At 61.1% G+C, this 12,405-nt stretch carries 16 protein-coding genes; 2 read left to right on the top strand and 14 right to left on the bottom strand.

Features of this window, described 5'->3' with window-relative positions:
• From V6B15_RS14490 to V6B15_RS14445, 10 genes are all read right to left on the bottom strand, one after another.
• Positions 1 to 333 carry a DUF736 domain-containing protein gene (locus V6B15_RS14490; protein ID WP_050600396.1) on the bottom strand — a complete coding sequence of 111 codons (333 nt, stop codon included), beginning with the start codon at positions 331 to 333 and terminating at the stop codon, positions 1 to 3.
• Positions 330 to 911 carry a S26 family signal peptidase gene (locus V6B15_RS14485; RefSeq protein ID WP_050600397.1) on the bottom strand — a complete coding sequence of 194 codons (582 nt, stop codon included), beginning with the start codon at positions 909 to 911 and terminating at the stop codon, positions 330 to 332. The genes V6B15_RS14490 and V6B15_RS14485 overlap by 4 nt, the downstream gene beginning before the upstream one ends.
• Positions 908 to 1,387, bottom strand: a complete 480-nt coding sequence (locus V6B15_RS14480; protein WP_228135255.1) for a DUF2840 domain-containing protein — start codon at positions 1,385 to 1,387, stop codon at positions 908 to 910. The genes V6B15_RS14485 and V6B15_RS14480 overlap by 4 nt, the downstream gene beginning before the upstream one ends.
• A gap of 203 nt (positions 1,388 to 1,590) precedes the next feature.
• Positions 1,591 to 2,472, bottom strand: coding sequence for a replication initiator protein A (locus tag V6B15_RS14475; protein ID WP_050600398.1), 882 nt, complete (start codon positions 2,470 to 2,472; stop codon positions 1,591 to 1,593).
• 11 nt (positions 2,473 to 2,483) lie between these two features.
• On the bottom strand, positions 2,484 to 2,756 hold the full coding sequence (locus tag V6B15_RS14470) for a helix-turn-helix transcriptional regulator (RefSeq protein WP_050600399.1): 273 nt from the start codon (positions 2,754 to 2,756) through the stop codon (positions 2,484 to 2,486).
• A gap of 489 nt (positions 2,757 to 3,245) precedes the next feature.
• Positions 3,246 to 3,464 carry a hypothetical protein gene (locus tag V6B15_RS14465; protein WP_082847497.1) on the bottom strand — a complete coding sequence of 73 codons (219 nt, stop codon included), beginning with the start codon at positions 3,462 to 3,464 and terminating at the stop codon, positions 3,246 to 3,248.
• Between the two features lie 309 nt (positions 3,465 to 3,773).
• A complete protein-coding gene (locus V6B15_RS14460; protein ID WP_050600401.1) occupies positions 3,774 to 4,184 on the bottom strand; it encodes a single-stranded DNA-binding protein in 411 nt (136 codons plus the stop codon).
• Positions 4,185 to 5,237: 1,053 nt separating this feature from the next.
• Positions 5,238 to 5,642: a hypothetical protein gene (locus tag V6B15_RS14455; RefSeq protein ID WP_156488758.1), complete on the bottom strand. Its 405-nt coding sequence runs from the start codon at positions 5,640 to 5,642 to the stop codon at positions 5,238 to 5,240.
• 11 nt (positions 5,643 to 5,653) lie between these two features.
• Positions 5,654 to 6,310 carry a DUF2231 domain-containing protein gene (locus V6B15_RS14450; protein ID WP_230832329.1) on the bottom strand — a complete coding sequence of 219 codons (657 nt, stop codon included), beginning with the start codon at positions 6,308 to 6,310 and terminating at the stop codon, positions 5,654 to 5,656.
• A 213-nt stretch (positions 6,311 to 6,523) separates the two neighbouring features.
• Entirely contained in the window at positions 6,524 to 6,961 is a 438-nt protein-coding gene (locus V6B15_RS14445; protein WP_050600404.1) for a hypothetical protein, read from the bottom strand.
• A 181-nt stretch (positions 6,962 to 7,142) separates the two neighbouring features.
• Here V6B15_RS14445 and V6B15_RS14440 point away from each other — a divergent pair, with 181 nt between their 5' ends.
• Both V6B15_RS14440 and V6B15_RS14435 read left to right on the top strand, forming a co-directional pair.
• Positions 7,143 to 7,430, top strand: coding sequence for a hypothetical protein (locus V6B15_RS14440; protein ID WP_050600405.1), 288 nt, complete (start codon positions 7,143 to 7,145; stop codon positions 7,428 to 7,430).
• A 123-nt stretch (positions 7,431 to 7,553) separates the two neighbouring features.
• The gene (locus V6B15_RS14435; RefSeq protein ID WP_228135256.1) at positions 7,554 to 7,955 is read left to right on the top strand and encodes a hypothetical protein; all 402 of its coding nucleotides are present in this window, start codon (positions 7,554 to 7,556) and stop codon (positions 7,953 to 7,955) included.
• A 13-nt stretch (positions 7,956 to 7,968) separates the two neighbouring features.
• Here V6B15_RS14435 and V6B15_RS14430 read toward each other — a convergent pair whose 3' ends face one another.
• From V6B15_RS14430 to V6B15_RS14415, 4 genes are read right to left on the bottom strand one after another with little or no spacing between them, the layout of a single operon-like run.
• Positions 7,969 to 8,703 (bottom strand): PepSY domain-containing protein, encoded by a 735-nt coding sequence (locus V6B15_RS14430; protein WP_050600407.1) that lies wholly within the window; start codon positions 8,701 to 8,703, stop codon positions 7,969 to 7,971.
• Between the two features lie 23 nt (positions 8,704 to 8,726).
• Positions 8,727 to 9,290 (bottom strand): YybH family protein, encoded by a 564-nt coding sequence (locus tag V6B15_RS14425; RefSeq protein ID WP_228135257.1) that lies wholly within the window; start codon positions 9,288 to 9,290, stop codon positions 8,727 to 8,729.
• 15 nt (positions 9,291 to 9,305) lie between these two features.
• The gene (locus V6B15_RS14420) at positions 9,306 to 10,583 is read right to left on the bottom strand and encodes a copper resistance protein B (RefSeq protein ID WP_050600408.1); all 1,278 of its coding nucleotides are present in this window, start codon (positions 10,581 to 10,583) and stop codon (positions 9,306 to 9,308) included.
• Positions 10,580 to 12,397 carry a copper resistance system multicopper oxidase gene (locus tag V6B15_RS14415; protein WP_063505472.1) on the bottom strand — a complete coding sequence of 606 codons (1,818 nt, stop codon included), beginning with the start codon at positions 12,395 to 12,397 and terminating at the stop codon, positions 10,580 to 10,582. The genes V6B15_RS14420 and V6B15_RS14415 overlap by 4 nt, the downstream gene beginning before the upstream one ends.
• Between the last annotated feature and the right edge of the window lie 8 nt (positions 12,398 to 12,405).

Raw genomic sequence — 12,405 nt, 5'->3', positions numbered from 1 at the left:
TCAAGCCTTGCTGGCGCGCTGCGCAGGGCGCGACCACGTCAGAACGTGGGAGCCGTCATCGGATGCGAACAGATTGGCGCGTATTGGCCGGGCGAATGCCGGATCGTCGATCAGCACCGCGACAAAGTCGCCGGCTTTGTCGCCGACGCGCTTCCAGCCCGCACCAATTTCGTAGACGGCGTCATTGTCACCCACCATGATCCGGTAGTCCGGCGCATTCTCGGTTTCGGACGGTTGCGCAGGTACGAGGGCGAGCCTTGTATCGAGTGTGAGCGTCTGCAAGCGCCCTTCGAAGCCATCGCGGGTCGCTGTGAATGTGCCGATATATGTCATTGATCGTCTCCTTGGTTGTTGATTGAGGTTGCGGTGATGCTTGGCTGCGCGAACCAGATATGCGCGCCGTCACCGTGCTCGTCGGTCCAGACAGGGCTGGCCCGGCCAAGCAAGTGATCGCGCGCGATGGGTCCGAAATAGCGCCCGTCGAAGCTGCCTGACGCGCGCCGGTTCATGACGAATATCTGGCCTGCTGCGATGGTCCGGCAGCCTTGCCAGACCGGCAGAGCGCGCCCGATACTGTCTGCCGAGCGCGCCACACCGGCGCGCGCACGATTGATGGTGATGGTCAGACCCTGCCTGCAGACAGTGTCGCCGGGACGTGCCGCGATTTCCTTCAGCAGCGGAATTCCCGTCGGCAGATAACCGCGTGTCGCAAGGTAATCGCGCAGCCGAGGCGGCGGATCAATCGCCACGCGCTCGCCAACCTGCAGACCTGCCGTACCGCGGATATGATACAGTCCCGTCGGCACGCTGGCGGTCGCATTCCAGATCAGAACGCGCGAGAGTGGCAGCACGGCGCTGACCAATGCGGCAGCACAGACAGTGCCCGCGATGAGGACCGTTCGACGCTTCATGGCCGAAGATTCCGGTAGCGCAGCCAGACGCGGTGCCGGTCTGGATGATAGGCGCGTGGCGGCATTCCAGCTGCAAGCCGGTTGTGCATGTGCCGCCAGTGGTCGGGCGCTACCTCACATGGATCGGTGCCACCTGCATCGATTGCATCGATCAGGCCAAGGACCTGGCGCACCTTTGGCCAGCCCCGGACCGAGAGCAGTATCTCTGCGCCCGGATCGACTTGCGGAAGCGTGGAATAGGTGTCGCCAGCTGCGACCGCGCGCGCAATTGCGAGAGCCGAATGGATGGTGCCATATTCGTTGGACGCCCAGCGCACGAAAGCGAAGAGCTGCCCCGGCTTATAGCTTTCGACCCGTGTCCTGCGATCGATGATGCGCTGACCGACCGGCTTGCCGAAACGCAGCCAGTCTTCGCGCAGGCCTTCCTGCCACACCAGAGTGACGTGGGTCAGCGGCGGATCGCCATCACACCGCACGGCGCTGCTGCGCGGCGGTGCCAGCCAGTCGGCCGTGCACAGGCGCGGCGACGTTAGCAGGAATCGATAAGATTCCTTGTTAGGATAGTTAAGGAGCTCGCAAGGCCAGCATTTCTGCGGGTTTGCGCTGCATTTCGGTTCCCGATAGTCCGAACTTGCGGTTCCTGATAGTCCGTGCGCGGGGGTTCCTGATAGTCCGAACATCACACCGACTTGTCCACAGGGGGCAGGCCGATCCGCCGACGGGCGACATCGAAGGGATCGACGGGAATTGCCACGAAGCTCAGCCGCTCGCGGCCCAGCTGGTGGTCGAGCGAGAGGGTATAGCCCGGGAGCGGTTGGCGCCGGACGATTGCGCGCATCTCGAAAGCGAACCGTTTGAGCGGTGAAAGCGCACCAGATTTGAGGTGAAGATGGGCAATGTCGAAGCTCCATCCGCCCTTTTGTTTGCCGCCATGTTTGCGCACGATCCGGTATAGCCAGCGCTCCAGGCCCCCGGTCAGCGTGAAATAGGCCGGGTCGATCGTGAGTACGAGCGCTCGGTCGATGACCGCTTCATAGAGCCAGTCCGGCACGATCATCTCGATGCCGAGCGCGCGGCCATTGCCATCGAGGCATTCGCGCCATTCGTTGATCCAGGAAAAGCGGTGGCGACGGCGTCCGCCCAGCTGGCGGATCGATGTCGCGATGCTGGTCGATTGCAGCCTGTCGAGCGCGGCTTTCAGTCGCTCATAGGCGGCCTTGGCGGTACCGCGGCGGGTAAAGGCGAGGATTTCATGCGGGGTGGCGGCAATGAGCCGCGACGTCGGCTTTCCGGCATCGCGCGCCTCGACGATCTGGCTGGCCACCCAGATCAGCACATCGGCGTCCCATATGGTTGCCATGCCATGTTCGGCAGTTGCCTCGACAAGAATTGAGATGTCGCCCATGCGAAAGTCGATGGGCTTCACCCGCTTCGATTTGGCGAGGCTGAAAAAGGGCCATGCCATCAGGTCCTGCGCATCGCGCGCCGCGATTGCTGCGGAGGTTCCGACGAACAGATCGAGCTGCTGTGCTGCGCTGGCAAAGGTCGTGCGGGCCGTCATTGAACAGGCCCTCAGCGCCGAACCGGGCCGGTGTAGCCGTCAATCCTTTTAGCGGGATGGACCACGCCCTTGCCCGGATCGCTGGTCGAGCGGCGCAGCCCTTGTTCGGCCCAGGCATCGAGATCCTCGCGCCGGTAGACGATCCGCCCGCCCAGCTTGTGGTAAGCGGGACCGGTCCCGTAGCAGCGGTGTTTTTCCAGCGTACGCGGCGATAGGCCCAGATGAACGGCAGCATCGGGCGTTCGCAGAAAACGGGGGCGAACTGGTTCTGGAACGGCGGTCATGGGTAATCTCCGCAAAACATGGGGTGGATGGTGCGGCGAGCTGCCGCTTGTTGCAGAGAGTGATGGCGGGCAATTGGTCCCATGGGGGAGCGACAGAACTACGCGAGAACAATTGTCGCCCGTGCCTTGCTGCCCTGCCGCCAAATATGTGTCGCTGACCGTGCGGACGCACGAGAGTCCATCGTCCACCCGATCATGAGCGATGCCCCCAACAAGCTCCGCACCGCGAACAAGGCGGCGGCAAAGGATCGCGTGCGGAGCCAGGGACCGGGACTTGTCGGTCCCGCCAGCTTCGCGCCGGTCCGACCCGCTGCCGGTTCGCAGTGCGCGCGGGGCCCAAAACGAATATGCCGCGCCCTCAGGAGCGCTGCTGGAGGCAGCGCGGGACAGAGCGCGTCCCCAGCCCCGCTCCGCTTTTCGCAGCCATCCCTCCTGCATGCGGACACGCAAAAAGGCAGGAACCGGAGAAGGCTCCTGCCCAATCGCGCGTCAGAACTCGAGCATCGCACCGGGCACAGTATGCACTATGCGGCTTGCCAGATGCGCCGGCAGCGCATTGTAGTCGCCCTCATCGAAGGCGAAGTGACCGAGATCGTCATCCTCGACGACGTGCTGGTCAAAGAAGCTGTGCAAAGCACGCCGTTCGGCAACAGCCAGAGCTGCGAAATAGCTGTCCGAGCTCTGTACAGATTGAGTGAGTGTAGCCATGATATCCTCCTGATGTCTGCCTTGAAACGGCAGGAGGACCGGCAGACGGGCGTGCAGGTACCGGGTCACAGGATCGCCCGCACGGGCGACCACGAAGTGGCGTTGGGGGAAACGATTTTGTCGAACTGCAGCGCAGCTAAAGGAGGCAAAATGGTGGGGCCCCGCCGTCCTTGATGCGGTGGCTGCACGCCCGTCATGATCAGATTTCCGTGGGTCAGCCCCTCCCCGCTCTTACGCTCCTGAACAACACAAGAAGGGGCCCTGTCCGGTGAGGACAGGACCCCTTCGGGAGAGATCGACTGGGAGAGATCAGTCGATTTCGGGAGCGTCGCGATTATCGCTCTCGCCGCCAGATTCACCGCTCTGAGGGTTGCCGCGCGAGAGAAAGTCGACCTTGTCGGCGAGAATCTCGCAGCCGTACCGCTTCACGCCGTCCTGATCGTCCCACTGGGTGTAGTGCAGGCGGCCCTGTACCGACACCAGCTGGCCTTTCGAGCAATACTGCCCGACCGTCTTGGCGAGGCCGTTGAAGCAGGTCACGCGGTGAAATTCGCTGTCCTTGGCGGTGTAGCCGTTTTCATCCTTGTAGGTCTTGCCGTCCTTGTCGCGAGCGGGGCGATCGGTAACGACGGTGATCCCGGTGACGCTGGTCCCGCTCTTGGTTTCCCGTGTTTCGGGATCACGGGCAATGCGGCCGGTGAGGATAACGATATTGGTCATGATAAATTCTCCTTCAGCTCTCAACCCGGAAACCATTTCCGGCTTGCGACCGTCGATGAGAAACAGGGCATGGGAGGACTGCACCGCAGGCGCGCAGCGCCAAGGGAAACCCATTTACGCCGGGTGGTGCGGGCAGCCCGCGCAGCGGGCAACACGGCCGGAAAGAAAATGGGTTGCCGGGCTCAGCTGACCTGGTTCAGACAGGTTCGCATGAAAAGCCGGACTGGGTTCGGAGTGGGCATGAAGGCAGCGCAATGGTCCAACGCTTTATTCGCAGGCCGCGGTCCCTCCGCTTGCAGCAAGAAGGTCCATGAAATTGCGGGCAGCGCCGCAATCATCAGGATCCTCGAACTCAGCTCAAGGTCAGAGGCAGACCCAAGCCTATGAGGCAACCCCCACCAAGCGAAGCGCTTCACCCGGTCTTGCTCAAAGCCGAAATCGACCCGGCAGCGCTCGATACCCAAGGCCATCATCTCGGGGCTAACCGGCGACACATCGGTTGCAAGGACATGACGTAAAAGGAGATCACTGCGAGTTACGGTGACAAGCTAGCCTTTTTCATTTCTGCGCCATCAGGCGTTACGTTGCTTGCATCAGAGCGTTCGGTACTATCGCGTTTGTCACATGCGGCTCCCACAGCTTCTTGCGGTCCACAGGGCAGCGCGCCGCCTTCATCTTCCCATCGCAAAAGGTCTCTATCCTTCTTCTCGATCACCATATGGAATTCTCCAAATTGAAGCGGCGACGCAGCAGTCAATCATCGCACCGGGCAGAGGCCGAGCGTCTACAGCACCAGTATTATCATAGCTCCGATAGCACTGTTCCGGTCGCCCGTTCGGGAGGGGGATGACACTTGCACGACACAATATTCTTTCAGATCGCGGCTCTCCTGAAAATTGCCTCGTGCAGAAGAAACCCCGCGCATGAGCGTATCATACGCGGGGTTTCAAAGCGGCCCAATTGCACCTGCGACCCGCAGGGCTCCGGGGGGACGTCGGGACCGCCTGTTCGGTGAGCGATGTAAAAGACGCTCGATGTTCTTTCCCGCTCGCGTCACATGTCTTTCATGTCGTGATCCGGCATCGTCCGCATATCGTGACCTGCATGCGGGTCGGCGGGCTCGGCTGTCGGCGTGACCGCGCTGGCATCTGCCGGTAAAATTGGCGTCACTGGTGCCGCGCGCGAGTTGCCGGAGCGCGGCCTGGTTGAGGCCTCGCCCATGCTCTCAGGGGAAGTTCCTGCGGTCACTGACTGCGTCTCGCGGTTAGCATCCGAGGAATTTTTCGGACCCTCAACATCGAGGGAAGCTGTGGCAGCCGATGGCGCAGCTCCTATGCCCATTGGCGCCTGCGCGTCAGGCGCCGAAACCTGCGCTTCGTCACACCCGGCGAGGAAAAACAGGGCAGCCACGGCTGGAACGAGACCGGTGGCTGTCATCTTCGATTTGCTTTTACGCATCATACTATCCTCTACAGCCAAGATATGCCGAGATGGTTCTGGCCATGCGCCAGTTCGCCTCCGAGGAACCCCTGGGCGAGAATGAGCACAGCCATCGAAGCAAGCGCAATGCGCAGCATCGTCCGGCTTTCCGGGCGGCGGTGCGCGAGCGCGGCGAGTACAACACCCAGAACGGCAATGAGCATGCCGTTCCAGCGATGGAGCTGCATTGCCGTATCCCCGCCAAACCACAGTCCGGTGTGTATCCACCCGAATATGGCCGCAATGACGGCGCCGCCCGCACCGCCGTAAATGAGCACGCGTACCGCAGGCTCCAAGCCGGCCCCTCTTCGCTTACCGACGAAGAGCTCGGCCAGCGCGGCCATCAGAAACAGGGCAATCGGGAAATGTACCGTGGCGGGATGCAATCTCTTGAGCACACCAACGAAGCCCTCCTCGTTCACATTGGCGGTCTCTCCCGATGCTTCGTCGTGCCCGCCGGAAGCATGAGCGTCACCCGAAGCGCCATTCGATAGCTCCTGGGCTTCACCGGAATTGTTCACTGGACTGGCTGTCGCAGGCGCAGCTGCGCTCTCGGCCCCGCCATGCGCTTCGTCGCCATGCGCGTGGACCGGGCTGACCCAAAGAAGACTTGCGCAAACAAGCGCCAACAGTTGGATTGGCTTCATATTGACGAGTGCCCTTTCTAGGCGGCTTTCCGCTGCCCTACAGATTGTTACGCATCTGGAGATCTCACCCCTCAAAACAGTTTTCTGAGGGTGGGCCAGCGCAGGAGTTATGCGATTTTGTGTGCTCGGGCGATTGCACGTCTGTCCGAATTGCGACCCATTGCAGCGAGCGAAGCCCGGGGGAGCGTCAGCACCGATCCGGGCCGCCGGTTCCTAGTCTTGCTGCGCCATATCCTGCTGGGCAGCCATCTGCTCCATCATATCGTGCATCATCGTCATGCGCTGGTGACAGGCCGCCATCATATCGGCGTTGCCCCCCTGCATCATGCCCGCCATGTGCTCCTGCATCTTTTCGCGGTGCTCGGCCGTCAGCCTTTGGCGTTCGGCGGGATCGCTCGCGGCGCGGGCCTGCTGCATCAGCGCGCGCATTTCAGCCATCTTCTCACGATGGGCTGTCATGGCCTCGGAATCCTGCATCATGTGGCCACTGTGATCCTGCTGCTGTGCTACAGCTTGATTTGCATGGTCATGCTGCTGCTGTGCCATTACCGGGGAGGCTGTCAGGCCAGTGGCGAGCAAGAGGGCCAAGGCTGTGCGGTTCATGGTCGAATTCCCTTCTTTGGTCAGGTGGTGGATGCCTTGTGCATTCATCACCTTTACGCAGCGAACGTCGCTCCCCCTCAAACAATCACGCAAGAGATGGTGGCGGCGAAGGGCAGGCCAACAGCCGAGCCGGTTGCAGCATTACTGATTTTCAGCCACGTTTCCGGCACAAGCCAAGAGAAAAGAAGGAGACGGTCATGGTATCAGAAAAGCCGCCGGGAATGCTGCGATGAGCGCGGTCAACGAAGACGGCAGCTGGGAAGTCCCGGAACCGGACAAGGCCGAACTGGTGCAGATGCGCATTCGGCTCATCACGCTCGAAAACATCGTTCTTGGCCTGCTGTCCGGAGCGAGCAGTGAGCAGATCGAACAGATCAGAAAGCGCGCGGACATGATTGAACCGCGTCCCGAGGCGAGCAGGCACCCTCTTACCGAACTGGCAGCAAATGACATGCGCAAATTTCTTGACCGTGCTGCTCGGCTTACCGACAACGCGGATCATGGAGAGGCTGAGTAATCCGGCAATGCAAACGCGATCGAGGACCGAAAATGCAGGCCAGGAGCGGCTTTGCGATGCACATATCTGTGGAATCATGGCAAGGTGACCAGAACCCATTGGCTAGTCTATATTTGCGGCAGCTTGATCGCGTTCGTCTGGGAAATCTACCAGATGCCGTTTTTCGTTCCGGGCAATCTCGAACCCTATGAACAGACCATTCGTTGCGGCATTGCGAGCCTGGGCGATGGACTTATCCTGCTCGCAGCGTACACGCTCGCAGCCATGAAGGGCGGGCGCGCCTGGTTTCGCCAAGGCGCCAGGATATCTTATGCAATATACTTCGGTTTCGGCCTTGTCGTTGCAATCGCTGTCGAAATCATGGCGACGTCGCTACCGTCAGACAGCCTGCTGAGCTGGCGCTATAGCGATCTGATGCCCCATGAACCATTGACCGGCATGGCTCTGATCCCGATCGCGATGTGGACGATCGTGCCTGCGCTGACGATCCTTCTGGTTCGGTTTGCTCAAACCGAGCGCAACTGAACTGAAAGCAGTCTCAACGAGCGACTTGGCCATGTCTCGCCCGGCGCTTAGTCCTCGGGAACCTGTTGGCCAGCAAGACGAAGCCCGAGATCGCGATAATTGTCCCGCCGATGCCGAACAGCAAAAGCCACCAGCTGTTGATCCGGTCGCGCTGCGTCCAGTCCATGATGTGCAGCCCCCAGATGAAATCGAAGAACCGCCACGTGTCGCTTCGCGCGGAGAGGACCGCACCGCTCGATGCATCGACATAGACGCGCGTGTTAGCCACGTCATTATAGGTGATTTGCCATGCAGGAAACGGGCCCCTGAATTCGGTGCCAACGCTTTCGTCGACCAGGCGCGCCGCATGGATGGATGTTTGCGGACCGACCCAGGCGCGCCGCGCAATTGAACGTGCCGTGGCTGCGGGAATGGGAGATAATATCCGACCGCTTTGTGGCTCATGCAGGCTCACCGCGCCATCGGCTCGCCGCACCTCAGTAACAGTCTTGCCATCAAGAACCCGGGTCGTGATTGCGGTAATGTCATCGCTGTCGGACAGCCATCGCGGGATGGCGGCATCGTCGGGAAGCGTCTGTGCTGCGCGCGAGATGACATGCTCGGATCGCACTTCCTCCAGATCGAGAAAGGACATCAAAGCTCCGGTGCCCATCCACAAAAGCACCTGGAGGCCGACGAAGATCGCCAGCCATTTGTGCAGCTTGCTGCCCAGGACATGCAGGCGCAGCTTGAACGAGCGTTTCGCCACTCGGTTGCCCCCTCGCACTCCGATCAGCGGTTGCGCGGCGCGCGCGACGAGGAATGATATTGCACGATCTTCCAGCCATCGGCGTCATGGGCAAGTACGGATGTGGCCACGCCCTCGCGCTCGATAACCCGACCATCCGTCAGTTCGATCCGGTAGGTGTAGGTTTCGCGCCCGTAAGCGAGATGTCCCATGCGGGTGACCGCGACGGTCGGATCACCGAAGGTGAAACTTGCAATTGCATCCAGTTCGGGCCCGAGATGATGCTCCATGTAATGCGTGAAGCTACCTTCGTCCTTGCCGTTCTCGTAAACGAAAGATTCGTCGGCAAAAAGAGCGTCCATTGCGTCACCGTCGCGGGCAACCAAGGCCTCACGGTAGGCGACCAGAGCCGCTTCTGCACCGGCGACATCGTCGTTCATGGCCGCCATGTGATCGGCATGGTTCATGCCTTGCGCCGAATGGTCCATCTCCATCGCTTCAGCTTGTTCCTGATGCGCCGAATGATCCATGGTCTGCGCCATCGCCGGTACTGCGGAAACTGCGAGGGCCGAAGCCATCAAACCTTGAATGATCATCGAATTCTTCATTAGTCTTTCCTTTTTTTAGAACCAGAACCGGACACCGACGACATAGTTCGTCACGCTCGGGTCTTCGCCGGCCGCACGGGCATAGGCGGCACTATCGCCTATCCGCCATTCCTGAGAGACGCCGATATACGGCGCGAATTCGCGTGCGAATTCATAGCGCAGGCGAAGGCCTGCTTCGATTCGGTCGATCCCCGCGCCAACTCCCAGCTCCGGAATATCCTGAGCCGAAAGTGCAAGTTCCGCGCGCGGCTGAAGGATCAACCGCTGGGTGATGCGCTGGTCAAGTTCGCCCTCGATGCGGGCCGTCACATCGCCCTTGCTGGAAATAAACGCCGCAGCATCGACTTCGAACTTGTAAGGGGCAATACCCTGGATGCCGATCACCGCATGGGTGCGTTCAGGTCCGGTCAAGTCTTGTCGGACACCAGCCTGGAAGTCGAAAAAGGGTGCGATGGCGCGGCTCCACAGAGCCTGCACCTCGGCCCCTTCGATCGGTTCGCCGAAGCTGCCCTCGCCTTCCGATTTGAACCAGAACTTATTGATATCGCCGCCGTAATAACCCTGAACGTCCCAAAGATAGCCGTCCGCGCCTTCGCGCGCCCGGTATTCCACGCGGTCGCCCTGTATCCATAGCCGCATGCCGCCATCGGTTTCGCGGACCAGCTCCTGCCGGGCTTCGTTCATGGCTTCCTCGCCCCAAATTGCAATACCGGCGCGCGCGGGGCCGCTGCCAGCTTCGGGCGGAGGCGGGAGGAGCGGGATCATATCGTCGGCAGACCCTTGCATTGCGGAATGATCCATTCCCTGCATGGCTGGTGACGGCGCGGAAACCTGGCCCATCTGACTGTGGTCCATCTGGCTGTGGTCCATCTGGCTGTGGTCCATCTCGCTCTGGCTCGCCTGGCCTTGAGGCATATCGCCATGATTCATCTGGCTGTGATCCATTTCCATGGATTCCTGACCGGACTGCGCCATGGGCATCTCCATGCCCGAACTTTCTTCACCTTCGGCCATCGCCCCTTGGCTCATCTGCGAATGATCCATGGTTCCGTGATCCATCGCCGGTTGGTCGCTGGCGGTCGGCTCGCAAGCGCCGTCCGCAACGGCATGGCCCATGTCCCGATGGCGCTGCGCTTCCTGCGCACACCTGTCCGCAGCATCCTGGCCCGTGACCGGCTGAGCCCCGGGCTGGGGTTGACTGGTGTCATGCCCGGCATGCTGTGCCGAAGCCGGTGCCGACAGCATCGTTCCGGCAGCGAGCGAGGCAAGCAGGCTTGCTAGAAAAGTCTTCATGCTTCGCTCCCGTCCGGATTGGCGACCGTGACGATCTGAAACATCCCGGCGTGCATGTGGTAAAGAAGATGACAGTGAAAGGCCCAGTCACCCGGCTCGTCGGCAGTCAGGTCGAATTGGGCGCTGCCGCCTGGCTGCAGGATTACCGTGTGCTTCAAGGGCTGGCGATCCGCAGGGGCACCATTGACCAGTTCGAAGAAATGACCGTGGAGATGGATCGGATGCGCCATCATCGTGTCGTTGATGAGCTTGACCCGTACCCGCTCGTCATAGGCAAAGCGGATCGGTTCGTCGGAGACGGCGGAAAACTTCTTGCCGTCGAACGACCACATGTAGCGCTCCATATTGCCGGTCAGATGGATTTCCATCCGCCGGGACGGAGTTCTGCCTTCCTCGTGCGGCCTCAGCGCGCGAAGCTTGCGATAATCGAGCGTGCGATGGGGCACATCGGCAAGGCCAATGCCCGGATCGCCCATGCGATCGACCGGGTTCATCGATACCATGTCGAGGCCCGGGCCGACCTTCACGTCAGGCGGAAGGCGCGACGTATCGCGCATCTGCATGCCAGACATGCCTGCCATCCCCGCCATTGCGTCGCCGTTCGGCGCTCCGCTCGAACCATGATCCATGCCCGCCATGGCACCATCGGTTCCATGATCCATCCCTGACATGTCACCACCAGTGCCTGCACCGTGGTCCATACCGCTCATGCCCATGTCGGCCATGGTGAGCAGCGGCGGATCGCGCAGCGGAGGTATAGCTGCGCGCGCGCCGGGCCTGCTCGCCAGCGTCGCGATGCCCATGCCAGAGCGGTCCATCGACTCCGCCACCAGCGTGTAGGCCGGTTCCTCGCGCGGGGTGACGACAACGTCGTAGGTTTCGGCGACACCGATCTGCAGCTCATCGACCTCGACCGGTTCGACATTCTGTCCATCAGCCTGAACCACTGTCATGGGTAGGCCGGGGATGCGTATATTGAAGAAAGTCATCGCGCCGGCATTAACAAAGCGAAGGCGCACCCGCTCACCCGGCCGGAACAGATACTCCAGATTGTCCAGCGGGCCATGGCCATTCAGAAGATAGGTATAGGCCGCGCTCGATACGTCGAGGATGTCAGTCGGCATCATGCGCATCTTCGCCCACATCCGGCGGTCTTCACCCGACAGCGGATAATCATCAGTCCAGGTGTTCTGGTTGTAGTTGAAGTAGCCTTCGCCCTTCTTGAGCTTGTCGAAGATCGCGTGCGGCGACATGTCGCTGAATTCGCTCAGCACCACGATATATTCGCGGTCGGCCTGCACCGGATCGGGACCTGCGGGATCGACCACGATCGCGCCATAGTGGCCCGCCTGTTCCTGAAGGCCGCTGTGCGAATGCCACCAGTAAGTTCCCGATTGCCGCACGGGAAATTCGGCGGTGAAGGTCTCACCCGGCTTGACGCCGGGGAAGCTCACTCCCGGAACGCCATCGAGCTCAAATGGTACGAGAAGCCCGTGCCAGTGAATGGACGTATCTTCCTCAAGCTGGTTATGCACGTTTAGCCGGACCGTCGTTCCTTCCTGCAGGCGCAGGAGAGGTCCTGGAATACTGCCATTGACAGCGATCGCGCCGCCGCGCCTGTTGCCGCTTGCGAAGGCGGACCGGGCTACGGTGAGGTCGATATTCGGCCCCGCCACCTCGTCCAGTCCCTTACGGGCATTTCCCGCCAGGAGGTCACCGCCGCGCGCCCAGGCCGGCATTGCTCCGGCAAGGCCAAGCAGGCCCATCCCGCCTGCTCCCGTACCAAGGAATTTGCGTCGATTTACGGAAATCATTGAATGCG

It is taken from the genome of Qipengyuania sp. Mu-71 (assembly GCF_036867055.1).
Classification (GTDB): domain Bacteria; phylum Pseudomonadota; class Alphaproteobacteria; order Sphingomonadales; family Sphingomonadaceae; genus Qipengyuania; species Qipengyuania profunda.
The sequence above is the reverse complement of the archived record's forward strand: the minus strand, read 5'-3'. Positions and strand labels throughout refer to the sequence as shown.